The 26,859-nt window shown below is 42.7% G+C and carries 28 protein-coding genes; 20 read left to right on the forward strand and 8 right to left on the reverse strand.

Annotated features, from left to right (window positions below):
* The first annotated feature begins 4 nt into the window (after positions 1-4).
* The gene (locus C5469_RS12140) at positions 5-1,504 is read left to right on the forward strand and encodes a hypothetical protein (RefSeq protein ID WP_166306701.1); all 1,500 of its coding nucleotides are present in this window, start codon (positions 5-7) and stop codon (positions 1,502-1,504) included.
* A 392-nt stretch (positions 1,505-1,896) separates the two neighbouring features.
* On the opposite strand, the gene C5469_RS12145 is transcribed toward C5469_RS12140, so the two are convergent.
* The 3 genes from C5469_RS12145 to flgA all read right to left on the reverse strand — a co-directional run bounded on the left by C5469_RS12145 (position 1,897) and on the right by flgA (position 3,436).
* On the reverse strand, positions 1,897-2,337 hold the full coding sequence (locus C5469_RS12145) for a flagella synthesis protein FlgN (protein ID WP_166306704.1): 441 nt from the start codon (positions 2,335-2,337) through the stop codon (positions 1,897-1,899).
* Positions 2,338-2,348: 11 nt separating this feature from the next.
* Positions 2,349-2,651 (reverse strand): flagellar biosynthesis anti-sigma factor FlgM, encoded by a 303-nt coding sequence (gene flgM / locus C5469_RS12150; RefSeq protein WP_166306707.1) that lies wholly within the window; start codon positions 2,649-2,651, stop codon positions 2,349-2,351.
* 125 nt (positions 2,652-2,776) lie between these two features.
* On the reverse strand, positions 2,777-3,436 hold the full coding sequence (gene flgA, locus C5469_RS12155) for a flagellar basal body P-ring formation chaperone FlgA (protein WP_166306710.1): 660 nt from the start codon (positions 3,434-3,436) through the stop codon (positions 2,777-2,779).
* 311 nt (positions 3,437-3,747) lie between these two features.
* Here flgA and flgB point away from each other — a divergent pair, with 311 nt between their 5' ends.
* The 11 genes from flgB to flgL all read left to right on the forward strand — a co-directional run bounded on the left by flgB (position 3,748) and on the right by flgL (position 13,812).
* On the forward strand, positions 3,748-4,161 hold the full coding sequence (gene flgB, locus C5469_RS12160; RefSeq protein ID WP_015834786.1) for a flagellar basal body rod protein FlgB: 414 nt from the start codon (positions 3,748-3,750) through the stop codon (positions 4,159-4,161).
* Positions 4,162-4,166: 5 nt separating this feature from the next.
* A complete protein-coding gene (gene flgC / locus C5469_RS12165; protein ID WP_166306713.1) occupies positions 4,167-4,571 on the forward strand; it encodes a flagellar basal body rod protein FlgC in 405 nt (134 codons plus the stop codon).
* A gap of 12 nt (positions 4,572-4,583) precedes the next feature.
* The gene (gene flgD, locus C5469_RS12170) at positions 4,584-5,282 is read left to right on the forward strand and encodes a flagellar hook assembly protein FlgD (protein WP_166306716.1); all 699 of its coding nucleotides are present in this window, start codon (positions 4,584-4,586) and stop codon (positions 5,280-5,282) included.
* Between the two features lie 27 nt (positions 5,283-5,309).
* The gene (flgE, locus tag C5469_RS12175; RefSeq protein ID WP_166306719.1) at positions 5,310-6,524 is read left to right on the forward strand and encodes a flagellar hook protein FlgE; all 1,215 of its coding nucleotides are present in this window, start codon (positions 5,310-5,312) and stop codon (positions 6,522-6,524) included.
* A gap of 18 nt (positions 6,525-6,542) precedes the next feature.
* Positions 6,543-7,298 (forward strand): flagellar basal body rod protein FlgF, encoded by a 756-nt coding sequence (locus tag C5469_RS12180; protein ID WP_166306722.1) that lies wholly within the window; start codon positions 6,543-6,545, stop codon positions 7,296-7,298.
* Between the two features lie 23 nt (positions 7,299-7,321).
* On the forward strand, positions 7,322-8,104 hold the full coding sequence (gene flgG, locus C5469_RS12185) for a flagellar basal-body rod protein FlgG (protein ID WP_166306725.1): 783 nt from the start codon (positions 7,322-7,324) through the stop codon (positions 8,102-8,104).
* Between the two features lie 73 nt (positions 8,105-8,177).
* Positions 8,178-8,930: a flagellar basal body L-ring protein FlgH gene (locus C5469_RS12190; RefSeq protein ID WP_166306728.1), complete on the forward strand. Its 753-nt coding sequence runs from the start codon at positions 8,178-8,180 to the stop codon at positions 8,928-8,930.
* A 12-nt stretch (positions 8,931-8,942) separates the two neighbouring features.
* Entirely contained in the window at positions 8,943-10,052 is a 1,110-nt protein-coding gene (locus C5469_RS12195; protein WP_166306731.1) for a flagellar basal body P-ring protein FlgI, read from the forward strand.
* Positions 10,052-10,993 carry a flagellar assembly peptidoglycan hydrolase FlgJ gene (flgJ, locus tag C5469_RS12200; RefSeq protein ID WP_166306734.1) on the forward strand — a complete coding sequence of 314 codons (942 nt, stop codon included), beginning with the start codon at positions 10,052-10,054 and terminating at the stop codon, positions 10,991-10,993. Before C5469_RS12195 ends, flgJ begins: the two co-directional genes overlap by 1 nt.
* Positions 10,994-11,118: 125 nt before the next feature.
* Positions 11,119-12,762, forward strand: a complete 1,644-nt coding sequence (flgK, locus tag C5469_RS12205) for a flagellar hook-associated protein FlgK (protein ID WP_166306737.1) — start codon at positions 11,119-11,121, stop codon at positions 12,760-12,762.
* Between the two features lie 84 nt (positions 12,763-12,846).
* A complete protein-coding gene (gene flgL / locus C5469_RS12210; protein ID WP_166306740.1) occupies positions 12,847-13,812 on the forward strand; it encodes a flagellar hook-associated protein FlgL in 966 nt (321 codons plus the stop codon).
* Positions 13,813-14,013: 201 nt separating this feature from the next.
* Here the strand turns inward: flgL and C5469_RS12215 are convergent, their stop codons facing one another.
* Positions 14,014-14,337 (reverse strand): hypothetical protein, encoded by a 324-nt coding sequence (locus C5469_RS12215; RefSeq protein ID WP_166306743.1) that lies wholly within the window; start codon positions 14,335-14,337, stop codon positions 14,014-14,016.
* Positions 14,338-15,008: 671 nt separating this feature from the next.
* Here C5469_RS12215 and C5469_RS12220 point away from each other — a divergent pair.
* The 8 genes from C5469_RS12220 to C5469_RS12255 all read left to right on the forward strand — a co-directional run bounded on the left by C5469_RS12220 (position 15,009) and on the right by C5469_RS12255 (position 23,846).
* Positions 15,009-16,982, forward strand: coding sequence for a type VI secretion system Vgr family protein (locus tag C5469_RS12220; RefSeq protein ID WP_166306746.1), 1,974 nt, complete (start codon positions 15,009-15,011; stop codon positions 16,980-16,982).
* Entirely contained in the window at positions 16,975-17,808 is an 834-nt protein-coding gene (locus C5469_RS12225; protein ID WP_166306749.1) for a DUF4123 domain-containing protein, read from the forward strand. The genes C5469_RS12220 and C5469_RS12225 overlap by 8 nt, the downstream gene beginning before the upstream one ends.
* A 34-nt stretch (positions 17,809-17,842) precedes the next feature.
* On the forward strand, positions 17,843-18,112 hold the full coding sequence (locus tag C5469_RS12230; RefSeq protein ID WP_166306752.1) for a type VI secretion system PAAR protein: 270 nt from the start codon (positions 17,843-17,845) through the stop codon (positions 18,110-18,112).
* 9 nt (positions 18,113-18,121) lie between these two features.
* A complete protein-coding gene (locus C5469_RS12235) occupies positions 18,122-19,702 on the forward strand; it encodes a hypothetical protein (protein WP_166306755.1) in 1,581 nt (526 codons plus the stop codon).
* The gene (locus tag C5469_RS12240) at positions 19,639-20,622 is read left to right on the forward strand and encodes a hypothetical protein (RefSeq protein ID WP_242689455.1); all 984 of its coding nucleotides are present in this window, start codon (positions 19,639-19,641) and stop codon (positions 20,620-20,622) included. The genes C5469_RS12235 and C5469_RS12240 overlap by 64 nt, the downstream gene beginning before the upstream one ends.
* A gap of 311 nt (positions 20,623-20,933) precedes the next feature.
* Entirely contained in the window at positions 20,934-21,119 is a 186-nt protein-coding gene (locus tag C5469_RS12245; protein WP_166306758.1) for a hypothetical protein, read from the forward strand.
* Complete coding sequence (locus C5469_RS12250; protein ID WP_166306761.1) at positions 21,116-21,901, forward strand: hypothetical protein; 786 nt, start codon at positions 21,116-21,118, stop codon at positions 21,899-21,901. The genes C5469_RS12245 and C5469_RS12250 overlap by 4 nt, the downstream gene beginning before the upstream one ends.
* Before the next feature lies 1 nt (position 21,902).
* Positions 21,903-23,846 (forward strand): DNA methyltransferase, encoded by a 1,944-nt coding sequence (locus tag C5469_RS12255; protein ID WP_166306764.1) that lies wholly within the window; start codon positions 21,903-21,905, stop codon positions 23,844-23,846.
* A 606-nt stretch (positions 23,847-24,452) separates the two neighbouring features.
* Here the strand turns inward: C5469_RS12255 and C5469_RS12260 are convergent.
* The 4 genes from C5469_RS12260 to fliP all read right to left on the reverse strand — a co-directional run bounded on the left by C5469_RS12260 (position 24,453) and on the right by fliP (position 26,835).
* On the reverse strand, positions 24,453-24,860 hold the full coding sequence (locus tag C5469_RS12260) for a cytidine deaminase (protein WP_166306767.1): 408 nt from the start codon (positions 24,858-24,860) through the stop codon (positions 24,453-24,455).
* A 210-nt stretch (positions 24,861-25,070) separates the two neighbouring features.
* Positions 25,071-25,853, reverse strand: coding sequence for a flagellar biosynthetic protein FliR (gene fliR / locus C5469_RS12265; RefSeq protein WP_166306770.1), 783 nt, complete (start codon positions 25,851-25,853; stop codon positions 25,071-25,073).
* 2 nt (positions 25,854-25,855) lie between these two features.
* Entirely contained in the window at positions 25,856-26,125 is a 270-nt protein-coding gene (gene fliQ / locus C5469_RS12270; protein WP_054478125.1) for a flagellar biosynthesis protein FliQ, read from the reverse strand.
* A 20-nt stretch (positions 26,126-26,145) separates the two neighbouring features.
* Entirely contained in the window at positions 26,146-26,835 is a 690-nt protein-coding gene (gene fliP / locus C5469_RS12275; protein ID WP_166306994.1) for a flagellar type III secretion system pore protein FliP, read from the reverse strand.
* Positions 26,836-26,859 lie beyond the last annotated feature (24 nt).

Raw genomic sequence — 26,859 nt, forward strand, 5'->3', positions numbered from 1 at the left:
AAATATGATGACTGATAAAGAAATTAGTACCGTTGACTCATTGAAAGCGAGTTTTAAGTCTGGTGTTCGACTCATGCCTGAAGCCTTTTCCCATTTGATTGATGAGGCATATAAGGCATATGAAATCATTGATGGCGCTCAGGGGGATGGCCCGACCGCAGGGCTGAAACGGGATGGTAAAGGAAAACTGGCTCTCAACACTCACCATTCTGGCGGGTTAAACCCTGAACAAGGGGCTTTGGCGCTATCATTGAAGCCAGAAGGTGGACTCTCTTTTGATGGAGGAGGGTATCTGAAATTGGATGCCGATCGGCAGGTTCAGTTTACAGATTTTTTCAGTTTATCGCGGCGGGAGCGGATGGAGATCACGCAGTTGTTGGGTTTGAAACGCACCATGATAACGCGAATTGTTTCTCCCTTCCCTAAAGAAGATGAGCGTTTTGGCATTTCTGTTAGCCTGAGCGCGGCGGGAGATTGTTTAGCGGTTGGGATGAATAATCAAGTCTGTGTGTATACGCGCCGGAAGAGTGGTGAGTGGAATATAAGCAAGCCGATTGTGTTTGAGGCTTATGAAGATGAATATCATAAATCTTCATGGGATGTCTCTCTGGATGCGGCTGGCGATACCCTGGCGTTGGGAAACACATTGCCGTATCCCACTTATAACCAAGGGCGGGTTTGTGTGTATACGCGCACGAAGGGCGTTTGGGATACAAAACATCCCGTTGTGTTTCCGATTGGAAGTGAATACTTTGGTGCGAGTGTCAGCTTGAGCGCCGCAGGAGACTGTCTGGTGGGCGGTGCCAAACACTACACTGCGTTCCGTATATTTATGCGCCGGAATGGGATCTGGGATACAAAAAACCCCGTTCAGATTCCGCTCCCTCCGAATTTTTATGAGTTTGGCTGGGTTGCCCACCTGAGTGCCGCGGGAAACTGTCTGGCGACGCATGATTTCGATCCAAAAAGCACAATTTATGTGTATACACGCATAAATGGGGTCTGGGATGGAGAAAACCCTATTAAGTTCAGTCACCCTGAAGGTGAATCATCTGGCTTCAGCAGGGTTTTTAGCCTGAATGCAGAGGGAGATCGTTTGGTGGTGGGTACGGAGTTTTATAAATCCACGGATGGGGAGGTTTATCTGTATACGCGCACGAATGGGATCTGGGATAAAGAAAATCCCATTAAGTTTTCGGCCCCGGCAAGTAGCGTATATTTTGGTAGCTCTCTCGAACTGAATGATGCGGGAGATCGTTTGGCAGTGGGGGCGGCTTCCCGGGTGTATCTGTATACCTGTCTGAATGATAAGTGGAATATGGAAGCACCTATGGAGATTTTGAACCCTTCAGGCAATTCAGACAATTTAAATGGTTTTGGTGGACCTGTTGGCTTGAATAAGGCGGGGACGAGTTTGGCTGTTGGTGCAACGTTAGAGAGTGTCGATTCTCAGTCCAAAGCCGGTGCGGTTTATGTTTTTGAGAATGTTAAAATAACATCATAGTCACTAAGCTGAACATCATCCTCGGCACTTCGCCCACGAACGTGGGCTGTTACAGCGTAGCAGCGCCCTATTCGTTGCGATGCATCTTGAAATCCATAGGGTATAGCCTGATTTTTGATAATTACCTGTTGTTGCTTATTCCTATTTTGCAGTATATTTTCGCAACACGTTATCGTTGCGCAATTGTTACGTTGGCTTACAAACGGTGATTTTTGCTAATTCGTTCTTCCCTGATTACAACAACCATTTCACAGTACATTTCGTTTGAATTATTCATGTTTGAGGACTCCGTGAGTAGCTACGAAGTTTGGGTTGAACAGGAAGGTGGTGCTTACAAATACTATCAAAGCAATAAAAAACGGCACTACCGCAATAGGCGGTAATGCACTGAATCAAACCTGAACTTTGTGGCCGGAAAGTATGCTGTGACGGGCAGCTTGGCCGTCTGAACCGTAAAGAGAGGGGCTATGATGACTTTTTAGGAAAGCAATGGCTTTACTATTTAAATCAAGATGCTGGGTTAACAATGAACTGTTATGCGTGTTTAAATCACGAACCCGGATAATCGCTTTGCCAATCTGTTGCCATAATGTGGCAAGTATAGGTTGCTTATCATAAGGTGCAATGACATTTAGCGCTTTGCTTAAATTAAGACGCTGCTGTTCTGAATGGCTAAGCGCGGACAACAGGAAATTTTTTCGTTCTGTTACCCGGTGCAAATCTCGTGCTTCAATAAAACCTTCGCACAGAATACGTTGCTCTTCCGTCATTATTTGGGTCAGCGAGGTTAAATGAGTCATTTGCTGTTCGAGTAATTGTTGCAGTTCTTCCATAACAAGTTTAACTATTTCTTATAATGCTGAAAATTCTCGGCGGCTTCTTTGAGCAGAGCATCTGCGATTTTACCGCTGTTCATTTTTAAGGTTCCTTGAGCAAGAGCTTCTTTCAACTTTTGCACCTTTTGGACATTGATATCTTGGCTGCTTGGTTGAACTAGTTTTGTTTGTGCTTCGCTCAGTTTTACTTGTGCATCACTGCTTTGTAAAGTAACGCCGGAGGTTTTGCGGGGGCCCTGGGCGCTTTCATTAGTCGGTCGCTGTTGAACAGCGGCGATAGCTAATAAGGGTTGAGTGCGTTCGATACTCATAATTATTATCCTTTATGGCCAGGCATAGGTTCACCTATGGATCGGAGCAGGTTACACGCCATTGGCATACCTGCAAATCGTGCTATGCTGGTTATATCGGCACAGTAAAAGAAAACTTTAGTAACTTATAACATGATTTTTACACTGCCGTTTTCTAATGCCTGGCCGGTTATAACGTGCCCTGAATTCATTCGAACTCTGACTTTATCAGAAGTGGCAGCATTATTAATAGCTTTCCCTTCATTCCGTATCTGAAAGCCATCTCCCTGTACAATTACCACCACGTTTTGACCTGACCGCACAGCCCACGGGCGGCGTAACATGTTGCGCGTGAGAACCTGCCCAAGCGGGACGTTGCGCACAGCAACGCTGTTTTTTATTTCATTTTTGTTAAAAATCAGATCATGGGGTAGTTTTTCCAGTAATCCGCTTCTGACCTGAAAATCTTTCTCTGATAAAACATCATTACGGGAGAGGGCACGACGGGTAACCAAATAGTTTCCCGTGACACTGACAGCGACTTGAATAAATTTGCGTTGTTGATGACAGATGACGGGCAAAGAGATATTTCCCCAGTTTTGACCACCAATCGGTGGCTGAATTTCTGGCAATTCACATTGAGGCCATTGTTGTTCCGGCGTTCTGATTTCAACAGAAACGTTATGGTGATTACCCCGGTGTATCTGTTGGAAATAATGCGTTATGGCCTGAGATAAGGGATTGCTCCATGCCATCGGGATAATAAAGAAAAATGCGAACAGCCCGATAATCTTTATAGCTTGCATCTTCTCGCTCTCATTATTTCTGTCGATAAAGTCAATAAATCCGCAGCCGTTTAATGGTGCACAGTGTATCTGTATTGAACGTCAGTTAATGGGATAAATAGCAATTCAATTAGCGTCTATTCATCCGATAGGCTTTTCCTTCTGCGTTTATTCTGTTTACTGCGAACTTCGCGATCGCGAAAGGCGTTATACCCAACAGATTTCAATTTGTAGCGCGGCGGCAAGTGAAAGCAGCCAACAAAGCAGCAACTTGAAGGATGAAGGGGATATTAAGATTCACAACACAGGTAAGTCACATCAGAGGGAGGAATATGCTCGATAAATTAGATGCAGCCTTTCATTTTCAGCAGGAAGCCTTGTCATTGCGATCACGGCGGCAGGAAATACTGTCCGCTAATATCGCCAATGCGGATACGCCTGGCTATCAGGCGCGGGATATTGATTTCGCCGCACAACTGAAAAAAACCATTGCGCACGGTCGGGTCACCGGGAACGGGATCGGGCTGACTCTGACATCCGATCGGCATATTCCCATTCAGCCTCAGAAGAGAATGGAAATGGACTTGCTGTATCGCGTGCCTTATCAGCCAGCAATGGATGGCAACACGGTGGATATGGATATGGAACGCAGCAATTTTATGGATAACAGCCTGAAATATCAGGCCGAGCTGACGGCGACCAGCTCTCAGGTTAAAAGCATGATGTCAGTTTTACAGCAAGGATAAAGGCCATGTCTTTACTCAGTGTTTTTGATATTGCCAGTTCGGCATTATCCGCTCAATCCCAAAGGTTAAATGTCAGTGCCAGTAATATGGCGAATGCCGATAGTGTTTCGGGGCCTGATGGTCAGCCATATCGGGCTAAACAGGTTGTTTTTCGTGTTGCTGCACCGGCGGGACAAGAAACGGGTGGTGTCAGAGTCAGTGAAATTGTTGATGATCCAACCCCGTTCCGCCTTGAATATCAGCCGGGACACCCGTTGGCCGATGAAAAGGGTTATGTACGTATGCCAAACGTTGATGTAGTCGGAGAAATGATTAACACCATTTCGGCTTCTCGTAGTTATCAAGCTAACGTTGAAGTGCTTAATACGACTAAATCAATAATGCTGAAAACATTAACGTTAGGTCAGTAACAGGGGCGACTCATGGCAATTACCAGTTCAATAAACGGATATCAGGATGATACTACGGTCAGGGAGTTGGTCCAGAACAGCAAGACGAACAAGAAGAACAGCGAAGAGCTGAATAGCAATTTTATGCAATTGCTGATCGCGCAAGTAAAAAACCAAGATCCAACTAATCCGATGCAGAACAATGAGTTAACATCTCATTTAGCGCAGATCAACATGCTAGAGGGGATCGAAAAGCTGAATACCACGGTGGGATCTATTGTCGGTCAGATGAACAATAGTCAGTCTTTACAAGCATCAGCCCTGATTGGACGAAACGTTATGATCCCAGGGGAGACCATTCTGGTTGGTGCAAACGAACAAAATGGCGGCATCAGTACGACACCATTTGGTATTGAGCTGGAAAGACCGGCAGATAGTGTGAAAGTTACTATCACTGATAAGCAAGGCGGGGTTGTAGGCCAAATTGATATCGGTGCGTTAGAAGCGGGAGTTCATAGTTTCTCTTGGGACGGCATAAAAGAAGATGGCACTAAGGTTGAGGATGGCGCTTATACAATCACTATTGCAGCCAGCTATCAAGGTGAGCCGCGAGTATCTCTGCCACTAAAATCCGCGAAGGTGAATGGTGTTACGCGTGACGCGGACGGCGCCAGGTTAGATTTAGGACGGATCGGTGCCGTCACTATGGATCAGATACGTCAGATTCTTTAACAAACAAGCATTTTAACGGAGAGTAATATGGCTTTTTCACAGGCAGTTAGTGGCTTGAATGCAGCAGCAGGTAATTTGGATGTTATCGGTAATAATATCGCTAACGCAGCGACATATGGTTTTAAATCGAGTTCGGCTGCTTTTGCTGACATTTTTGCAGGTTCTCAGGTCGGTCTGGGGGTACAAATGTCGGGTATTAACCAGAACTTTAAAGATGGTACGCCGACGACGACTAACCGAACACTTGATCTGGCGATTACTCAAGGCGGTTTTTTCCGTGTGCAAGGTAGTGATGGCACAATCCGCTACTCCCGTAACGGTGAGTTTAAATTAGATGAGAACCGCAACATTATTAATATGCAAGGCATGAAATTGACCGGTTATCCGGCAGTGAGTGTCAATGGGGGAGAGCCAGAAATTCAGAAAGGTGCTAACCCAGAACCAATCACAATATCTCAGGATATGCTGGCGGCTAAAGCGACAACTAAAGTCACGATGACGGCAAACCTTAACTCAATGCATGAAAAGGTAACCGGGGCTTTTTCGCCAGAAAATAAAGATTCTTATAGCTATCCTACCAGTGTTACCACCTTTGATAGCTTGGGGAACCCACATGTTATCAAGGTTTTTTTTGCGAAAACGAACGATAACGAATGGCAGGTTCATGCTCAGGATAGTACGGTTGAGGGCGCTAAAGCAGACCCGTTGGGGACGTTGAAATTTGATAGCAATGGTAAACTGATTGGAGACAATAATCAGTTCACGTTTCGCATTCCTCGATTGAATGGTTCTAATGACGCTGATATCACTATTGATTTTAATGGCAGTAAACAGCAGAAAATTGATGCTGATGGCATATCGACACTCAAGCCAGACGGTTATGCCGCAGGTAAATTCACTGGCTACAGTATTGAGAAAGATGGCCGTGTTATCGGCAGCTATTCTAATCAGCAATCCAAGGTATTAGGCCAGATTGTTCTAACCAACTTTGCTAACCCGGAAGGACTGGCAGCACAGGGTGACAATGTTTGGGTAGAAACGGGCGCTTCAGGTAGTCCGATTGTCGGTATTGCGGGATCAGGCGGCTTTGGCGAATTGCTCAGTAAGACGCTGGAATCGTCTAACGTTGATATGAGCAAAGAGTTGGTCAATATGATCGTTGCTCAACGTAACTATCAATCCAATGCGCAGACCATCAAAACTCAGGATCAGATCCTGCAAACTCTGGTCAGCATGCGCTGATAGTTTCAGGATAGCATTATGGATCATGTCATTTATACCGCAATGGGCGGCGCTCGTCAGACCCTGGAACATCAAGCGGTGACGGCAAATAACCTGGCTAATGCATCGACGCCGGGTTTCAAGGCGCAACTGGCTGCTTTGCGGGCGGTGCCTGTTGAAGGGGCGGCCTATAACACGCGTACTTTGGTCGTGGCTTCAACGCCGGGCACTGACAATCGTCAGGGGCCGATGAACTATACCGCACGTCCGCTGGATGTGGCGATTGGACAGGGAGGGTATCTGGCGGTTGAGCTTGAAGATGGTTCTGAGGCTTATACCCGTAACGGTAGCATTCAAATTTCAGCGGACGGTCAGTTAACTGTCCAGGGTAACTTGCTGATGAGTGAAAACGGTCCAATCGATGTGCCGCCACAAGCTGAATTAACCCTAGCGGCTGATGGCTCGATCTCTGCCTTGGTTGCCGGTGATCCGCCAACTTTACTGGGGCAACTTGGCAAATTGAAAATGGTGAAGCCAGAGAACAATCAACTTGTCCGAGGTGATGATGGTCTCTTCCATATGACTGAACAGGCGCAAGCGTTACAGGGTGACGTCTTACCTGCCAGCGAGGAAGTGAAATTAATGCCCGGTGCGCTTGAAGGAAGTAACGTCAACCCGATGGAAAGTATGGTGAGTATGATTGCCAACGCCCGTCGTTTTGAAATGCAGATGAAAGTCATCCATAGCTCAGATGAAAATGCACAACGTGCTAATCAGCTGTTATCAATGAGTTGATTTAGACACAGAGGATAAAACCGATGATCCGATCATTATGGATTGCTAAAACTGGGTTGGATGCCCAGCAAACCAATATGGATGTGATTGCCAATAACCTGGCAAACGTCAGCACCAATGGTTTTAAACGCCAGCGTGCCGTCTTTGAAGATCTGCTTTACCAGACCATTCGTCAACCCGGGGCGATGTCATCGGAACAAACCCGTTTACCTTCTGGTTTACAGATGGGTACTGGGGTGCGTCCGGTAGCAACAGAACGTATACATACTCAGGGAGACTTATCTAAAACTAATAACAGTCATAATGTTGCTATTAGAGGGAAGGGTTTCTTTCAGGTTCAGTTACCTGATGGTACCAGTGCTTACACTCGTGACGGTGCATTTCAGGAAGATCAAAATGGGCAGTTGGTGACCGCGAACGGTTTTTTGATATTTCCTACCATTACCATTCCTGATAACGCAACGGATCTCACCATTAGCCGTGATGGTGTTGTCGGTGCGAAAATACAGGGGCAATCGACACCTCAGCAAGTTGGTCAATTTACCCTGACAACCTTTATCAATGACAGTGGGTTAGAAAGTATTGGTGAAAACCTTTATGTAGAGACTGGCAGCTCTGGCGTACCGATTGAAAATACACCAGGAATAAATGGCGCTGGGTTGCTCCAGCATAAATATGTAGAAACATCTAACGTCAATATCGCTGAAGAATTGGTCAATATGATTCAGACTCAGCGTGCTTATGAAGTTAACAGTAAGGCGATATCGACGTCTGATCAGATGCTACAAAAACTGACTCAGTTATAACCTAATCGTCAATCAGAACCGCGGGGAACATTCAGTTTCCCCGTTATTCAGGGATAAATTAAGAGTATCGAAGATGGATACAATGGCTGTTGCCGAGATCAGCGCCGTTTGTCAGTTCCGCCATTTACGGAAAAATGTGGCAAATAAATGGCGTGGCAGTATAGCACTAGCGGTATTGTTATTAACGGGCTGTGCGTATATCCCGCAAAAACCTTTGGTTGAAGGGGCAACCACCGCAGCACCTTCTGCGACAATCGCGCCAGTCCCTAATGGGGCTATTTTTCAGGTAGTACAGCCTATTTATTATGGTTATCAGCCGTTATTTGAAGATCGCCGCCCACGAAATATTGGCGATACTTTGACGATTACATTGCAGGAAAATGTCAGCGCCAGCAAAAGTTCTTCTGCTAATGCCAGCCGTAATGGAAAAAACACATTTTCCGCAGCACTGACTCCTCGTTTTCTTAGCGGGCTAATTGGTGGAGATAAAACTGATTTAGAGATGGAAGGTGAGAATACTTTCGGCGGGAAAGGCGGCGCTAATGCTAATAATACGTTCAGAGGGACGATTACCGTGACGGTCGATCAGTTATTGGCGAACGGTAACTTACATGTGGTCGGTGAGAAGCAGATTGCTATCAATCAGGGAACCGAGTTTATCCGTTTTTCGGGTGTCGTTAACCCACGGACAATTAATGCTAATAACACCGTCAGTTCCAATCAGGTCGCTGATGCCCGCATTGAGTATGTGGGGAATGGCTATATTAATGAAGCGCAGAACATGGGTTGGTTACAGCGTTTCTTCTTGAATGTTGCACCGTTTTAAAAGGGGATGGTTATGATAAAACAATGTGCTGTCAGCCTTCTTCTTGTATTGCTGGCTTTGATGACAATTCCTGCATCGGCAGAACGTATCCGTGATCTCACCACGGTTCAAGGGGTGCGGGAAAATGCGTTGATTGGTTATGGATTGGTGGTTGGGCTAGATGGGACCGGTGACCAGACTACTCAAACGCCATTTACCACTCAGAGTTTAAGCAACATGTTATCCCAATTGGGGATTACCGTTCCTCCGGGAACCAATATGCAATTGAAAAACGTGGCTGCCGTTATGGTCACCGCGAAGTTACCGCCGTTTGGCCGCACCGGACAGAATATCGATATAGTGGTCTCTTCTCTGGGGAATGCTAAAAGTTTACGTGGCGGTACTTTGTTGATGACGCCACTAAAAGGTATTGATAATCAGATATATGCTTTGGCGCAGGGTAATATTTTGGTTGGCGGTGCTGGTGCTAGTGCCGGTGGTAGCAGTGTGAAAGTTAATCAGCTTGCAGGTGGCCGAATTAGCAATGGGGCAGTGATTGAACGTGAATTACCCACGCAGTTTGGTGAAAATGGCATCCTTAATCTTCAGTTAAATAACGAAGATTTCTCACTTGCACAGCAAATCAGTGATGCGATTAACCATATGCGCGGAACGGGGACAGCAACGCCGCTGGATGCCCGCACAGTGCAATTGCGCATGCCGAGAGATAAAAGTGAGCAGGTTAAATTTCTTTCTTATGTGCAGAACCTGACTGTTCGTGTCGATGTCGGTGATGCCAAAGTGATTATCAACTCCCGCACCGGCTCTGTGGTGATGAACCGCAATGTGATGCTGGATAGCTGCGCTGTTGCTCAGGGGAATCTTTCTGTGACTGTTGAGAATCAGGTGGTTGTTAATCAGCCCAATACACCATTAGCGGGTGGAAGTACCGTTGTCACCCGTAATCCCGGTGTCGCTGTCCGTGAACAAGGTGGTGCGTTGCAGCGGGTTAACGCCAGTGCGAGTTTGAATAGTGTCGTTCAGGCACTGAATGCACTAGGCGCAACACCGAATGATTTAATGTCAATCTTACAGGCAATGGAAAGTGCGGGTTGTCTGCGGGCGAAGCTGGAGATCATTTGATGAATGATTTTTCAACCCTGTCTGGTGCCGCTTATGATGTACAGTCGGTTAACACATTGAGATCCAATCTGGCAAAAGATCCACAACAGGGGCTACGGCAAGTAGCCCAACAAATGGAAGGTCTTTTTGTTCAGATGATGCTGAAAAGTATGCGTTCAGCTCTGCCTAAAGATGGCATGTTGAGTAGTGAACAGACACACCTCTATACTTCGATATACGATCAGCAAATCGCGCAGAATATGGCTCAGAAGGGGCTAGGTTTTGCCGATATGGTACTCAAGCAGCTTTCTAACACTAAAACCGCCCCTAGCGAAATAGCGGGTAAGATACCCATAACTACGGATAACGAAGTTTTGCAAACCTTACCAAGGCAGGCACTTGAGCAATTTATCCGCCGGACAGTACCAAAACCTGAAACGGTAACTAAGCCGTTATCGCTCAACAGTACCAACTTTGTTTCTACCCTTTCTGTTCCTGCCAGGATAGCCAGCCAACGCAGTGGCATTCCCCATTTATTGATTATCGCTCAGGCTGCTCTGGAATCTGGTTGGGGGCAAAGAGAGATTCTGACTGCCGATGGCAAGCCAAGCCATAATCTATTTGGCATTAAGGCTAGTAAGGACTGGAAAGGGCCGGTGACCAATATTCTGACCACCGAATATATCAATGGCGAGCCGCAGAAAATGAAAGACAGCTTCCGGGTTTATGGTTCTTACGTGGAAGCGATTACGGATTACGTCAAGTTACTTACAGAAAGTCCGCGTTACGCTAAGGTTGCCAGCTCTGCTACACCGGAACAGGGGGCTTATTCTCTGCAACAGGCAGGTTATGCCACTGATCCTGGATATGCCAAAAAACTGATATCTGTTATCCAGCAGTTAAAGGGTGTCGGAGAACAGGCGGTGAAAGCTTATACCCACGATTTGGGTGAACTGTTCTGATCCATATTTTGCTCAAGTTTTATTGAATTCAGCCGATAAATTACAGCAACTCAGACACTATTTTACCTGAAGGGTTGTTTGCCGCCACCAGCGGAGACATAACTAAAACGCAAAAGGATCTTCTGATGTCCAACAGTCTTATTAATACCGCGATGAGTGGCCTTCAGGCTGCTCAGATTGCGCTGGGAACCGTGAGTAATAATATCGCAAATATCAAATCTCCTGGTTATAACCGGCAATCAACAGTTATCAATCAAAACGGTGGCAGAATGACGTCCGCTGGCTTTGTTGGAAATGGTGCTACTGTTACTAGTATTAACCGTCAATATAACGAATTCATTAATCATCAATTTTCTGCTGCTCAGGCGAAACAAGGGGCATTAACCACTTATTCTCAGCAAATTTCCCAGATTGATAATTTGCTGGCAGATAAAGCGAATAGCCTGTCAAACACCATTGATGATTTCTTTACCAGTTTAACCAATGTCGTCAGTAATGCTGAAGATGATGCGGCCAGAACGACAACCATTGAGAAAGCAAAAGAGCTGGAAAACCAGTTGAAAAGTGTGGATAACTTCCTGAGTAAAATGGAAAATAACATTAATCGGGGAATGACTAACTATGCTGATACTATCAATGACTATACTCAGCAAATCGCTAAACTCAATGGTGAAATTACCCGTATGAAAGGCGGTGGTAGTGCTGAACCAAATGCATTACTGGATCTGCGTGATAGATTGGTCAATGATCTGAATAAACTGGTTGGTGTGAGTGTTACTCAGCAGAATGGCGACTCTTATAATGTTTCTTTTGCGGGTGGATTAACGTTGGTTCAGGGGACAACTGCCTACAGAGTAGAAGCGATTTCATCTAATGCGGACAGCAGTCGCATCACATTAGGTTATGATCGTGGTTTTGGTGATGTTGTTGAAATTGATGAAAGATTCATTGATAAAGGTGAATTAAGTGGCATATTACGCGCGCGTAGTGAAGTGTTGGATAATTCCCGTAATCAACTAAACCAATTAGCATTGGTATTGGCAGATCAATTTAATCAGGTTCACCGTTCTGGTTTTGATTTAGAAGGTAAACCAGGTGAAGATTTCTTCACGCTTAACAACCCGGATATTATTGCTAATGGTAAAAATAAAGGTTCTGCTGATTTTAAAGTAGAATATACAGATACCTCAGCGGTAAAAGCCAGTGATTATCGTATTAGCTACGATGGAGCTAATTGGAAAGTCCAGCGTGTCTCTGATAAGGCGGATATTTCTGCTAAAGTAACGGGAAATACATTGGAATTTGATGGACTGAAAATTGAAATTAATCCGACCAATATACAAGAGCATGACCAATACACATTGAAGGCGGTCAGTGGTGTTATTGGTGGCATAAAAGTGAATATTAAAAATACGTCGCAATTAGCGGCGGCTGGGACTAAAGATAGTGGGCTGAGTGATAATGTTAATGCCAAAAAACTCATTGAATTGCAGAGCAAAAAATTAGTAGAGGGTAAAAAATCATTTTCTAGTGCTTATGCTTCGATGGTCAGTACTATTGGTAGCCAGACCAGTACGGCGAATGTTGATTTAGAAATTCAGAATAATATTACTAAACAGCTTTATGGCGAACAGCAAGCGGTTTCCGGTGTCAATATAGATGAAGAGTACATATCATTGCAAAGTTTACAGCAATATTATTTGGCTAATGCTCAAGTTATTCAGACTGCCACAACGCTGTTTAATGCTATTTTGGATCTTCGTCGCTAATAAACGTGCCACTTAATGAAAAAATAGCCTGAGGATATTCAGATATCCCGGGTATTTAGCTAAATATTTAAAAGGAAGAACATCGTGCGCGTAAGTACCAATGTATTGTATGACCAGAAAACGATTAGCATCACTTCTGCTCAGTCAAAATGGATGCAGCAGGGAGCACAACTATCTAGCGGTCAGAGGGTAATTAATCCATCTGATGATCCGATGGCTGCTTCTCAGGGGGTTATGGTTGCTCAGGCTGAATCTCAGAACCAGCAATATATGACCGCTCGTTCATTTGCCCAAAACTCGATTTCTATGCAATTAAGTGTGGTATCTAACGTTGTCGGAGTGGTTCAGAATGTTCGTGAAAGTCTGGTAGCCACAGTAAACGGAGTATTAAGTGATGAAGATCGTAACTCACTGGCTATTCAACTGGAAGGATTTAAAGAGCAACTGGTGAATCTGGGTAACACGACTGATGGTAATGGTCGCTATATTTTTGCTGGTTATAAAACGGATGTAAAACCTTTTGATGAGAGTAAGAGTGGTACAGTTAGCTATCAAGGTGGCTCTGAGGAAATGACTCAGAAAGTCGATAGCAATCGCTCGATGATCATTGGACATACCGGGAAGCAGGTATTTCTCTCGTCTACCAGTAATCCGATAAAAGAGCCGGATGGCAGCCCCAGTGAATCCGATATATTTAAAACGATCGACATAGCGATTCAGTCATTGAGAACGCCACTTGAAGGGGCAGATCAAAAAACTCGTGATGATGCAGTGGAATTGCTGAATAAGGCAACCCGTGGTGCTCGCAATGCGTTGAATAATGTCTCTTCTGTGGAATCGGTACTGGGTTTACAACTAAGAGAAATAGATGAGTTAAATAGCTTGGGGGCAGAACGCACTTTGGCTAATAAAAGCCGTTTGAGTCAACTGCTTGACGTTGAGTGGAATTCAGCGATTTCGAATTATTATCAGCAACAAGTAGTACTTCAGGCATCGTATAAGACATTTACCGATATGAAAGGCATGTCGTTGTTTGAGATGTTTCGTTAATTAGGTTTTCATTTCTACTTTAATCGCTGGTTTGCAAGCCAGTGATTTTTTCATTGAATGTATTTATACCCAATAGATTTCAAGATGCATCGCGACGGCAAAGGAGCGAATCCCCGGGAGCATAGATAACTCTGTGACCGGGGTGAGTGAGTGCAGCCAACAAAGAGGCAACTTGAGAGATAACAGATATATTGTTGAAACTTAAAGTGCCGGATGTGGACTTGGGTATACCTCAGTAACTTCAGCTTCTGCATATTGATAGCTACTAAGATTGATAACAACAACTTTGTAGAAATAAACAGGGTTAGGCAGTCTTTGTAAAGATCTAGTTTCACTGGGTTGGATATCAATAAAAGTATACTGATTGTAATCTCCAAATGGAGATGACCAGTAATTTACGGCTCTAATGGGGGCAGGCCCATTGTTTTTTATAGTAAAATCAGGGTGGTGAGTCGTTGGCATTACTATATTTCCAGCCGCATAAAGTTCAAAAGTTTGGGTAGGGTTTATATATATAATTCTCATTTTATTATTTCCTTATCATATTGTGCATATAAATAACGTTTCATAATTCCGCTACACATAGCTTTCTTCAACTCATTGTTATACATGGAATTATTGATGGCATCAGATGTAGCACTATTTTGGAATCTTATTTATACAGATAGTTTTATCTGATAAATTTAACTTAACATTTTCCTGTGATAATTAAATATTGAAATTTATCAGTGATTTAAGATGAATGAGATAAATTGGTCGTCTTTGGGTTTCAGCTTAATAAGTAGAAAAGAATTGTTATTGTTAGAAATATTACGCTAATTAGGTTTTCTCTTTTATTATTGAGTGAGTTCAGAGATTTTGATTAATTAAATCTTGGTCATTTATTATAACTTATTAAAAATATAGGCATTCTATGTTATATCCTGTGAAAAACGCTGACTTTCAATGGAGTAAAATATCGTTTTTTATTTAAAATAAGTGAATTATGCCTTTCGTTTTCTATGCTCCCATTTATATGTTAAATGATTAAACCGATAGTCTGTTGATAATTGAAGACAGAAATTAAAGTTGAACGAATTGAACTACCGGTGAAATAGATTAGGTAATTATGTAAGTAAAGAAGGTTGAATCATGGTTATTTTAAATAATTTATTTAATTTCCTGAGTCTTAACCTCACGCAATTAGGGGGCATGTAATGGCAGATTCAGGATTGGTTTTTACTCTTACGGTAGGTAATCTCCCAGAGCAAACTTTTGCGGTGGTTGAATTTACCCTTAATGAAGCGCTATCGACGTTGTTTTGTCTGGAAGCGACATTAACCAGCGCTGACCCAGATATTGATTTTGCCGATGTGCTGGATAATTCTGCAACACTGACTGTTTATCGTGACGGCCAACCAGAGCGCAGCGTGACCGGGATTGTGACTCAGTTTGAACAAAACACGACAGGTCGTCACCGTAGTCATTACTCCCTGACACTGCATTCCGGTTTATGGCGTGCGGGGTTGCGGGTGAACTCCCGTATTTTTCAGCATCAGTCCGTTACCGATATTGTCGGAATATTGCTGAAAGAGAATGGCGTCATAAACTTCACCTGTGATCTGCGTTATGCGCATCCTGAACGGGAATTTTGTGTGCAATATGATGAGAGTGACCTGACATTTCTCCATCGTTTATTGGCTGATGAAAGGATATTTTATTATTTTGTGTTTAACCAAACTCTCGGTGAACCATTAGTTGTTTTTGTGGATTCTTATCGGATAAACGGCAATCATTCACTGCCTTACCGTCCAGAATTGGATAGCACAGGAAGCCAATTCTGTATCAATCAATTTCGTTGGTGTGAACGGGTTGGAATAGCGCGTGTTATTTTGCGGGATCGCACGTTCAAAAACCCCCGCTGGACTGCTGACTATTACTATCACGAGCGCCAACTTAACCATCAACGTTCAGATCTGCACAGCTATGATTATTATGATTTTCCGGGACGCTATAAAGACGAGACTGGCCAGCGAATAAGTCAATATCGTTTGGAAGCGCTTCGTCGTGATGCCATGTTTGGGCAAGGGAAAAGTGACTGTTTCGCCCTTTCGGCGGCGGTGGGATTCACACTTACTGATCACCCGAAAGAGAAATTTAATGCTCTTTGGCAAGTGACTCAAATCACTCATTACGGCAAACAACCGCAGGCGGATGAATCCCGTTTTGGCGAGCGAGGCACGACTTTAACCAACCACTTCACCTTTGGGGACTGTAATCGGGTATGGCGCCCTTCGCCTTATCCCAAACCGCAGATTGATGGTTTGCAGATTGCGACTGTTGTCGGGCCGGAAGGAGAAGAAATCTTTTGTGATGAATATGGACGGGTGCGGGTGCAATTTGCCTGGGACGAATATGGCAAATTTCATGACCAGAGTTCCTGTTGGATCAGAGTCAGTCAGGCTTGGGCTGGTCAGCGCTGGGGGATGATTGCTATTCCGCGGGTAGGTCAAGAAGTGCTGGTGGCTTTTTTGCATGGCGATCCGGACCAGCCGATTATTATTGGGCGAACCTATCATGCCAGCAACATCGTGCCAAACTCTCTGCCGATGGCAAAAACCCAGATGTCAATCCGTTCGAAAACCCATAAAGGAGATGGTTTTAACGAACTGCGTTTTGAAGACGAGAAAGATAAGGAGGAAGTGTTTATTCACGCTCAGAAAAATCTGGCGATTCAGGTGCTCAATTCCCGTGATGAGCAAATTAATTACAACCGCACAACCCGCATTGGACATGATGACGAACTGGTGATTGCCAACAATCGTAAAGTGACCGTTGAGGGGCAACAGGAGCATAAAACGACGGGTGACTATATTGCTCAGATTGACGGTGATAAAGCCTTGCAGGTCAAAGGAGATGTCATACAGAAAATACAGGGCGTACTTAGCGTTGATATCGATGATGACATCACGATAAAAAGCGGGGGCAAAATCACCCTGAAAGTAGGCAGTAGTTTTATTGTCATTCATGATGGCGGTGTAGATATCAAAGGTTCGTCGATCAACCTGAATTCGGGCGGCAGTCCTGGCATCTTATTACAACCGACTAATCCAGCGATTTTACAAAGCGCGGCTCATGCTGGTTCGATGTTTGTTGCACATTGTCCGATGGAGAAAAATCATAATGGATAAAGAAAAACTTTATGTGGTTGTTGATGCCGCAACGGAATCCCAATTACTTCTGATATTGGAGCATTTTGATCCTCCTTTCACTTGTCTTTATGATGAATCTTTACCACCTGAATTACTGAAAGTTGCACCTTATTTAGTGGAGGTAACAGAAAGGGTTCAACTTTATTTGGACGAATGGAAAACGCCTTGGGGAATTTACTTAAACACTCAGGCGGATATGAAAACATTACATCGGCATTTGCGTAAATATTTACAAGTATTATTACCGGGTCAGGACAAACCGGTATTTTTTCGGTTTTATGATCCGCGCAATATCTGGGATTTTCTTAACGTACTCAGTGACTGGGAAATTCACTGTTTTATGGGGCCGATAGAAAAAATTGCCACTTGTTATCAGGGAAATATTCAAATTCATGATTTTCTTACTATCAGAGAACAATATCCACGGGGCGCTAGCAGTAAAAGAAAACTCTTATCGATAACGCCAAAACAACTGGAAAAAATTGATGCTGCTTTTGCAGAACGTTATGTACAAACATTAGCAGCATTAATAATCGAATGGGAAAATATCGAAGGGTTTGATTACGCGGGTTATATTCGGTCGCTACTTACCGAATTAGGAAATATCGGTATTACGGATGATCACAGTGTACGGGGAATATTAAAATTATTCTTCGCGCAAAGATATCTCTCTATTGAATTCGCGCCTGAACGCTGTAAACGCATATTAAATGATATTTGTGAGCCTGGGCATATACGAGCGGAAAAATTGCTATTGCAGGAGTTGGGGGATTCACCATCTCCTTGGTTTCACTTTAAAGACTAATGACTTTAATTTTGCCAGATATGGAGAAAGAAATATGGGTAATGCGGTAAAGATTGGTGATATTGGTACAGCGCATGGTGATTGTGAAGCAACGCCGGTTATTTCGGGATCGACCAGTGTAAAAGTCGATGGTATTCCTTTGGCTCATCAGGGCGATATTTTGGCGCCACATTCATCTCATTCAAGAGTCATTGCTGGTGGTTCCAACACCGTTTTTATTGATGGTAAACCTGCTGCGAGAACCGGTGATGCGGTGAGTTGCGGCGGAATATTGATTGGTGGTGGTAGTGTTAATATTGGTTAAGGAAAAAATATGCTTTCAGTTAATATGCGCAGTGCGGTTTGTGATTGCAAAATCCCGGACCCCTGTATTCACAAATTAGTGTTAAAAGTCGGTAAACGGGTTTTCAATTATAACCAGATTGAACCGATTGGTGATATTTGGGTAGTTGATGAAACCGGGGGTATCCCGGTGACTATTTCACTGGTGGGAAAAAGGTGTATCACGGAAAATGCGCAATGTCCGCGGGCGGTTTTTTATAGCCCGGATAATGTAGCATTTCAATTTTATGAATTAGGTAAAAATCCGCTGGCGGGGCCGGGCACGGATTATAAAATAAGTTTTTCCAGTCATAACCTGCCGGTTGATTTGATCGAAAACGACCCGCTGGGTTTTATTGCCTCGTCGCTGTTTCAGCGGGGGGATCTGAATCAGTTACCGCGGACAGATTATATTCTTACCCTCACGCAATGCTACGGCCAGCCTTTTGCCCAGCGTTCATTTTTCTTGCCGGACGATAAGGTGAAGGCATTATTATTGGGCACGGTGGATGCCCTTGACACGAAAATTCATGTTTTGCCGCAATATGAATGGACGATTGATATGACCATCGGTGCGGAGCAGGAGGTGGAGGAAAGAAGCGCGGAAGAGCTAGAGAAAAGAAAAAAAGCTAATCCGAATGCGAAAAAGCCGGGTCAAAACTGGCATAAACACACGGCGGGTTATGAATTAACCAATACATTAAATGTTGAGGGGAGTTTTGCTTACACCCTGGGACCTTATTCGCGCACTCTGACCCGTGAACTGAAAAAGGAATTTAAAGAAAAACGCCATAAACTGGGTTTATTGAATAAAAGCAGTCAGGCGGTAGAGACCTTGCAAAAACTATTTTCCAGTGAGGGCAGTCAGGAAATAAAACTGCTGAAAACGGAAATCCAGACGCCGGAAATAAAATTAGGCGGCGGCAGTAAACTGGTGAATGCCACGCATGGCAATGGGGCATATTTTGAGCATGCGGTTGAGGTGGCGTTATCGCCGCTGATTGGGGTGAAATTGCAGGTGGATTTAATTCAGGCCTTTGCCACGGAATTCGGTGCGGAGAAATTAATTGCCTTAATTCGGGAACAGGGATTAAAAGGTAAAAAGGCGGTGGAAGAAGGTCGGAATGGGGCTTATCTGGGAGCACAATTAGATATGATTGTGGAAGGGGCGTTAAATTTATCATTTAAATATGCCAGCAATGAGAACCGGGAAATGGAATTCGAGCTGGGAGATCTGGTGAAAGGTACGCTAGCGATTAAAGCGGAAACCAATATTCAAGCCGGGTTTAAATATTATCTGGTGGAGGGCTATTTTAAGGCGGATGCAGATATTGAAGCGCAGGGATGTTTTGAACTGGATAAGCAGGATAGGGAATTATATCTGGTGTTTTTTCATGAGGGCATTACGGCCAGTTATTATGTGGAGTATGGGTTAGGAACTGCTCCATCTAAAAATGAAGAAGCTGTTTTTAATCATAAAAGTAAAGCAGATATGAAGAAACAGAAAAAATGGGAGATATATCCGAAATTGCCGAAAGAGAAATCGACATACAAACTGAGGTTATCGCAATGAATAAATTTTTTTTATTTTTTATGGCCTTATTTTCATTATCAGCTTATGGGGAAAATACAATGGATAAAGTTAAATATATTACTTATTTAGAAACAAAAAATGTGCTTTGTAGACTTAAAGTCAATGAAATCTACACCTTAAGTAATTTTGGATCGATTGGTGGTACTGTATCAACGGGTTACAATGTTGCGCCGATATTACAAAACGGTAAAAACGTTATCAGTCTTGATATGGGGCCATTAAGTGCCCGGGATGATAAATATGTTTATAAAGAAAAAGATGCGGAATGCAAGGTTCGTTTGGTCAAGGTGACTCCCTACGATTCCGATGAAATCACTAATATTATTACCAGAGTGGCAGATAAGAACGGCACATTGGAACCAGATAGTAAGCAGTCCATTAATTTTAATATCGATACTGCACAATCCAGTAAGATTACGACGAAAGAATATCCTAATGAGTTTTATTACCATACAGAGAGGGCGGTTACACTGAATGATCTGCCTATTTGGGCCTGGACGACGGCTATGCCTTTACCGGAAACAAAAGCAAGCACGGAGTTGGTTAAAAAAGCCTATGAAGATATCTGGCAAATAATGAAAAACAAAGATTTAGCGGCATTACAATCGGTGGCTAAATTAATGTTGCATGAAAATGCGCAGGCCAATAATAGCACAGAACAAAGTTATTTTGATTCTTATGATTTTAAGCGAGATTTTGATAACGGTTATCAGGCTGTACCGATAGATTGGAAAAAATATAAACTGGTGCGTTATATGGGAGGGCGGTTATTTCGGTTCCAACTTGAGAATAGTAATAATTCACCTTTGTTAATTGAAGATAAAAATAATAGTGATAATGGTCGCACCTTTAGCCCCTATTTCTCTTTAATCAATGGAAAAGTGGTGATTTCAAGATAGTTATGGTTTGTTTTAAATAACTCAGTATTAACTGTTTTTTGGCGGTTAATACTGAGGAAGAATGAAAAAATATGCTTTCAGTTAATATGCGCAGTGCAGTTTGTGATTGCAAAATCCCGGACTCTTTGCGGCATAATCGACCATGTTTGCTAAGTTTAGTCCTAATACTGTGTTATTTGATTTCCCTTTTGATCTTTTTTGCAAAAATCGTTACGGTATAGCGCCTAAAGCGGGCAGGGTTTCAGGGCACTATCGCATGGAAACGGTTGAAAACGATAACCAATATTGAAAAATAACCTTAAGGATTGTGCATGTACCACAATGAACATCAAATAATGAAAGCCGTTTATGATCACTTTTATGGTCAGATTGATGATAATGGCGTTATACCCGTTATCTTTCAAGTTGCCTCTTTGTTGGCTGCACTCACTCACCCCGGTCACATAGTTCGCTATGCTCCCGGGGATTCGCTCCCTTGCCGTCGCGATCCATCTTGAAATCCATAGGGTATATACCTATTGACCTACGTGCGCCTTCCTTGGTTGGTACAGTTCAAGACGATCCTTTTGATTGCTTGATTGAACAAAAACTTCAACAAGCATTTCCTGAATTGGAAGTTGTTCGTTCAGGTAAGCTGACTACCCCTGATATTATTATTCGTGACAAGCGAACGGGTATCATTGTTGGAGTTGAAGTCAAAAAGCTAATTCAGAAGCCGAATGGCGCTGATTCGCGTGGTCTTACCATGGATTACAATAGTTGCTTACCGTGCGGAACTGCCTTGATAAAGATGGGCAATGCAATAGTCGATATTCCTTGTTATTACATGTACGCATTATTGAGCAATGACAGTAGCAGTATTGTAACTTTTATTTTGATGCACGGTGATTTCATCAACTATGACTTCAATCTTTATAAGAAAGCCAAAGTCGCGAACCAAACCGAATATAACCATGGCCCGTATGGTGAGGGTTCTGTTCGTCATCGGGCAATGTATACGTATCCTAATCCACTAAATTACAAATTAAAGTGTTTTCATACAAGAAAGGTTTTTGTAGCGAAAAAATTTGATTGTGAAAATCTTCAGATATCGTACTTGGCTACAGAAGAGGTATCAAGGTATGACATTTACAAAAACAACTTTTTGTACAATATCATTGATAATGGAAAACCTGATCAATCTGTTGAACCTGTTTTGATTGAAGATATTTTTGCTGACTGTAAAGCACGTACAGCAAAACTGCGTACATCTGTTTCTATGCCAGTGTTAATAAAATAATATGAAGTATGTCATTGAAAATGATTTCCCTTTCGAGCAGATTGATCCAATTGCGGAAATCGAAAGTTACAGAAAGGAAATTAACCGTCCTATCTACCACATTCATAAGTGGTGGGCGAAGCGTTTAGGAAGTGTATTCCGTTCTATTGTTTCTGGTGCTCTTACTGAAGGTCAATGGAAGGATTTTTACAAATACCAAAAACATACCGGAAAGGTTGTGCTTGATCCGTTTATGGGTTCGGGAACCACATTAGGGGAAGCGGCAAAGCTTGGAGCAAGTATTATAGGTTGTGATGTTAACCCAGTGAGTACATTCTTAGTCACACAAGCAATGGCTAGCGTGAATATAAATGAACTGAAAAAAGAATTTAAATCCATTGAGCGGGATGTAAAAGAGGAAATCCTTTCCTACTATACAACAATGGTTCCCGGTGCTTCGAAATCCACGCCAGCGCTTTACTATTTTTGGGTGAAGGTTGTTGCTACGCCAGAAGGTGAAGAAATTCCGTTGTTTTCAAGTTATGTATTCAGTAAAAATGCCTATGCTAGCAAGAAACCGGATTCGCAAATATGGTGCCCGTCATGCGAATCTATTATTGTGGAGAAATACAATAGTACTGACATTAAATGCCCTTGCTGTTCACATAACTTTAACCCCCAAAATGGACCTGCCAGGGGAACAAAAATTGTTGACAGTAAAGGTAATGAATACAAAATCAAGGAATTGGTATTAGGCAAAGAACATCCACCAAGGCACAAATTGTATGCCATTATGGCGCTTAACGAAGCAGGTGAAAAGGTTTATATCAAACCGACCCAATATGACTACAACCTTTTTGATGAAGCGCGTGAACGTCTTTCCTTGATCAAAGGCGATCTTCCATTACCTACCATGAAAGTTAGACTCGGACATAACACGAACCAAGCACGTGGATATAATTACAATAATTGGTGTGACTTCTTTAATGAACGTCAATTGTTATGCCTTGGATTATTGCTTCAGCGGATATTAAAGATTAAAGATAAGGTGATTCGAGATCATTTTGTTTGCTTGTTCAGCGGAACACTTGAATTTAATAACTTGTTTTGTAGTTTTAAGGGCGAGGGTACTGGTGCTGTTCGTCATATGTTTTCGAACCATATTTTGAAACCAGAGAGAACACCATTGGAAAATAGCATATGGGGAACACCGGGAAAAAGCAGCGGTACATTTTCGACATTATTTGAAAGCCGTTTGATTAAGGCGAAGACCTATCTTGATGAACCCTTTGAAGTATTCATTGAAAACAATGGGGTAAAATGTTTTTCAAAGAAAGTCGTTTGTAGTGATCCGATAAGGGTAAATCCTACCCAATCATGGGAAATGTTCAAAAACGCTTCTCAAGGTGCTTTGATTTTGAATGCGGACAGTTCTTCACTTCCCATCCCTGATTCATCGGTTGATGCTGTAATTACTGATCCACCGTATTTTGATTTTGTTCACTATAGTGAATTGAGTGACTTTTTCTATGCCTGGCTTTCTAATGCGCTTAGTGGCGAATATGAATACTTAAATAGAAAAGATTCATCACATGAAAACGAAGTCCAAGATAGGGATAATGAAAGTTTCACAAGGAAAATTTGCAGTGTTTTTAGGGAATGCAACCGAGTGCTTAAAGAAAATGGTCTCTTGTGTTTCAGTTATCATCATTCGACGATAGACGGTTGGATGGCAATATACGATTCTGTCACTCAAGCCGGTTTTGATATTGTAGCTGCTCACCCGGTAAAAGCTGAAATGTCTGTTGCCAGCCCTAAAAGCGCAGCAAAAGAGCCTATCAATCTTGATGCAATCTTGGTTTGTAAAAAGAAAGTTAATCCGCCAAAAATTGAGAACCCACAGGATGAAATTTTTCCCGGTTCAGTGATTATGTTGAACGATTCGACGTTGTTGAAAGAAATCTAAGTGCAGGGGACTGCTTTGTAATTGCTTGTTCTCAGGCAATTACGGTTGCTTCATGCCTTCGAATGAATAGAGAATCGACGATTGACCTGATTAAATGGTCTGTTGAAACATGTGTTCAGCGTAAAAAGATATTGCTTAAATGACCAAACTAATGGCCGGATATTGATAATTTTTTTGTTTAATAAATATGATTTTATCAATAGACTTTGATCGTCATATTAAAAGTATAAGAAATAATAGGTACCGTGCCCAAAAGCATGGGTGACGGTACCAATATTGACTACATTGTATATACCCGTTATCTTTCAAGTTGCCTCTTTGTTGGCTGCACTCACTCACCCCGGTCACAGAGTTATCTATGCTCCCGGGGATTCGCTCCTTTGCCGTCGCGATGCATCTTGAAATCCATAGGGTATAAAAGTAATGATGATTTGATGGATTATAAATTAATGTGTTTTGATGATTGAGTTATTGTTGTTTTATTAAAATATAGAAGTTTTGTTTTTAATTAAATATAATTTTATTAAATAACCAAGTATTAACCACTAGCAATAGTTAATACTCAGGAATAAAGCAGAATAACCAAATGAAAATAATTAATTAAAATTACAACGTTTCTCCATTAACGGATGACCAATGATAAGGTTGCAATTCACGTATGGTTTTAAATAACAGCTCGTTTTTCTCATTAGTCACAGCCGCTTTTACGGAGCCACCCCAATGAACCAGGCGTTCTTGACAGATTCCGCATGGTGTCAAAATGATATATTCACAACCAGCATCTTCACGACAGAGACATAAAGAGTGTGTTACTGCTTCATTCAGTTTATGGGCTTCTAGATAAGCGCCAACTTCCATACAAAGAGATAACGCGTCATTTTTGGTATCAGGGGCAATGCTGGTTAATATTTTACCCGATGTTGTCCGTACTGCGGCTGCACCACCCCATCCTTTGGGGTATCGTTTCTCAATTAAGCTAACCGTAGCATTATATAACTCTTGTTCTATATTCATTGGCTTATTGCCCTTGTCCCATTAGCTATTTTTTTTGTGTGAATAATATCGCCGAAAATAAGATTTTAGCTGTTGTTAAAAGCCTATTATATAACTAAAATGCGATTTTATTTTATTTATCGGTAAGACTTTATAGTATAAAGCAGTACGATTTATGCCGTATAGAATACTTATGGTTTTTTTAGATTAATTTCGGTTTAAAAAATGTCTTCAAATAACCATTCCACTGATAATTACTGCCAGTCGATTAAATAATTCACTAAACATACGTTCAGTAAATGGCGCTAACATAGGGATTAAAAGCGTCAGTACTAATATACCGGTGGTGAGTGTTAATGGAAAACCAACCACAAAGATGGAAAGTTGTGGTGTCATTCGATTTAAAATCCCCAATGATAAATTCAATGTTAATAATAGCGTGATCAATGGTAAAGCTAGCATCATGCCGTTGATAAATATCATACTGGCGCTTTGTGCCAGAAGTAGAAATCCTTGAGCGCTCAGTTGCAATGGTTGTACTGGAATAACCTGAAATGTATCTGCCAGAACTGATAATAACCACAGATGACCGTCGAAAGCCAGAAATAACAGTAAGGTCAATAGGTTAAAGATTCGTGCCAAAATAGGCATATTGGGGCCGCCAGAGGGATCAAAAAAGGTGGCGAATGAAAGTCCCATTTGTAAACCAATTATTTCACCGGCATGGCGCACGGCGGCAAAAGCAATTTGCATAGTAAGGCCGAGTGATGCACCAATCAGAATTTGCTGGACCATCACCCAAAATGCTGCGACAGAGAAAATGGGGACTTGGGCTGGTTGCAGGTTTGGCATCAAGAGCAGCGTTATCATCACGGCCAACCCGATTCTGACTTTCTTGGTGGCCTGTTTTTCACTGAATAATGGTGCAGTACTGAACAACGCAAGTACCCGAACTAGTGGCCAGAAAAATTCACTGACAAACTGGATCAGCATTTCACTGTCAAAGGAGATCATAATCAGCCAATTATCACGGGGATGCTGCTGTAGAGTTCACGCATGTAGTCCAGAAACAAATTCAGCATCCAGGGACCTGCGATAACAGTTGTGACAAATACCGCCAGAATTTTGGGAATAAATGATAGCGTCATTTCGTTAACCTGTGTCGCGGCTTGTAATAAGCTCACAATTAAACCACATAATAAAGCCGCTAAAAGCAGTGGCGCCGCCAGCGCCAGTGCGACTTCCATTGCCTCTGTGCCCAATGCCATTACCGATTCAGGAGTCATAATATTTGTCTCTTTTTAGGTCAACCGTAGAAACTTTGTGCCAGAGAACCCAGTAGTAATTGCCAACCGTCAACCAATACAAACAACATAAGTTTAAAAGGCAATGAGATGGTGGCGGGGGGCACCATCATCATCCCCAATGCCATCAAAACACTGGCGACTACTAAGTCGATAATCAGAAATGGGATAAACAGGGTAAAACCAATCTGGAACGCGGTTTTTAGCTCACTGGTAATAAATGCCGGCATCAGGACTCGCATAGGAACGGAATCTGCTGTTTCAAACGGCGGTTGATCGGCAAGACGAGCAAACAGGGCTAAATCGTTTTCCCTTGTTTGACGCAACATAAATTGCCGCAATGGTTTGGCGCCATTTTCTAAAGCGGTTTCCAGGCTGATTTTATCTTCACTAAAAGGCAGATAAGCATCCTGATAAACTTTATCGAAAACCGGTGACATAATGAAAAATGTCATAAATAAAGTCAGCCCCAGTAAGACCTGATTAGGTGGCGCCGATGGCGTGCCTAAAGCATTTCGCAGTAAACCCAGTACGATAATAATACGGGTAAAACTGGTCATCATTAGCAAAGCAGCGGGGATAAAACCCAGTGCTGTAATAAAAACTAACGTCTGAACCGGCAGTGACCAGCTTTGTCCACCATTGGCGAGTGGTTGACTGATAATCCCTGGCAGTTGTGCCGCGACATCCATGGGTAAAATAAGCGCAGTGAGTGT

Source organism: Photorhabdus cinerea (genome assembly GCF_011189575.1).
Classification (GTDB): Bacteria; Pseudomonadota; Gammaproteobacteria; order Enterobacterales; family Enterobacteriaceae; genus Photorhabdus; species Photorhabdus cinerea.

What these genes read in the sequence shown, in the direction of transcription:
- C5469_RS12140 (WP_166306701.1), top strand. Translation starts at nt 5, where the DNA reads ATGATGACTGATAAAGAAATTAGTACCGTTGACTCATTGAAAGCGAGT.
- C5469_RS12145 (WP_166306704.1), bottom strand. Translation starts at nt 2,337, where the DNA reads ATGGAAGAACTGCAACAATTACTCGAACAGCAAATGACTCATTTAACC.
- flgM (WP_166306707.1), bottom strand. Translation starts at nt 2,651, where the DNA reads ATGAGTATCGAACGCACTCAACCCTTATTAGCTATCGCCGCTGTTCAA.
- flgA (WP_166306710.1), bottom strand. Translation starts at nt 3,436, where the DNA reads ATGCAAGCTATAAAGATTATCGGGCTGTTCGCATTTTTCTTTATTATC.
- flgB (WP_015834786.1), top strand. Translation starts at nt 3,748, where the DNA reads ATGCTCGATAAATTAGATGCAGCCTTTCATTTTCAGCAGGAAGCCTTG.
- flgC (WP_166306713.1), top strand. Translation starts at nt 4,167, where the DNA reads ATGTCTTTACTCAGTGTTTTTGATATTGCCAGTTCGGCATTATCCGCT.
- flgD (WP_166306716.1), top strand. Translation starts at nt 4,584, where the DNA reads ATGGCAATTACCAGTTCAATAAACGGATATCAGGATGATACTACGGTC.
- flgE (WP_166306719.1), top strand. Translation starts at nt 5,310, where the DNA reads ATGGCTTTTTCACAGGCAGTTAGTGGCTTGAATGCAGCAGCAGGTAAT.
- C5469_RS12180 (WP_166306722.1), top strand. Translation starts at nt 6,543, where the DNA reads ATGGATCATGTCATTTATACCGCAATGGGCGGCGCTCGTCAGACCCTG.
- flgG (WP_166306725.1), top strand. Translation starts at nt 7,322, where the DNA reads ATGATCCGATCATTATGGATTGCTAAAACTGGGTTGGATGCCCAGCAA.
- C5469_RS12190 (WP_166306728.1), top strand. Translation starts at nt 8,178, where the DNA reads ATGGATACAATGGCTGTTGCCGAGATCAGCGCCGTTTGTCAGTTCCGC.
- C5469_RS12195 (WP_166306731.1), top strand. Translation starts at nt 8,943, where the DNA reads ATGATAAAACAATGTGCTGTCAGCCTTCTTCTTGTATTGCTGGCTTTG.
- flgJ (WP_166306734.1), top strand. Translation starts at nt 10,052, where the DNA reads ATGAATGATTTTTCAACCCTGTCTGGTGCCGCTTATGATGTACAGTCG.
- flgK (WP_166306737.1), top strand. Translation starts at nt 11,119, where the DNA reads ATGTCCAACAGTCTTATTAATACCGCGATGAGTGGCCTTCAGGCTGCT.
- C5469_RS12215 (WP_166306743.1), bottom strand. Translation starts at nt 14,337, where the DNA reads ATGAGAATTATATATATAAACCCTACCCAAACTTTTGAACTTTATGCG.
- C5469_RS12220 (WP_166306746.1), top strand. Translation starts at nt 15,009, where the DNA reads ATGGCAGATTCAGGATTGGTTTTTACTCTTACGGTAGGTAATCTCCCA.
- C5469_RS12225 (WP_166306749.1), top strand. Translation starts at nt 16,975, where the DNA reads ATGGATAAAGAAAAACTTTATGTGGTTGTTGATGCCGCAACGGAATCC.
- C5469_RS12230 (WP_166306752.1), top strand. Translation starts at nt 17,843, where the DNA reads ATGGGTAATGCGGTAAAGATTGGTGATATTGGTACAGCGCATGGTGAT.
- C5469_RS12235 (WP_166306755.1), top strand. Translation starts at nt 18,122, where the DNA reads ATGCTTTCAGTTAATATGCGCAGTGCGGTTTGTGATTGCAAAATCCCG.
- C5469_RS12240 (WP_242689455.1), top strand. Translation starts at nt 19,639, where the DNA reads ATGGGAGATATATCCGAAATTGCCGAAAGAGAAATCGACATACAAACT.
- C5469_RS12245 (WP_166306758.1), top strand. Translation starts at nt 20,934, where the DNA reads ATGTACCACAATGAACATCAAATAATGAAAGCCGTTTATGATCACTTT.
- C5469_RS12255 (WP_166306764.1), top strand. Translation starts at nt 21,903, where the DNA reads ATGAAGTATGTCATTGAAAATGATTTCCCTTTCGAGCAGATTGATCCA.
- C5469_RS12260 (WP_166306767.1), bottom strand. Translation starts at nt 24,860, where the DNA reads ATGAATATAGAACAAGAGTTATATAATGCTACGGTTAGCTTAATTGAG.
- fliR (WP_166306770.1), bottom strand. Translation starts at nt 25,853, where the DNA reads ATGATCTCCTTTGACAGTGAAATGCTGATCCAGTTTGTCAGTGAATTT.
- fliQ (WP_054478125.1), bottom strand. Translation starts at nt 26,125, where the DNA reads ATGACTCCTGAATCGGTAATGGCATTGGGCACAGAGGCAATGGAAGTC.
- fliP (WP_166306994.1), bottom strand. Translation starts at nt 26,835, where the DNA reads ATGGATGTCGCGGCACAACTGCCAGGGATTATCAGTCAACCACTCGCC.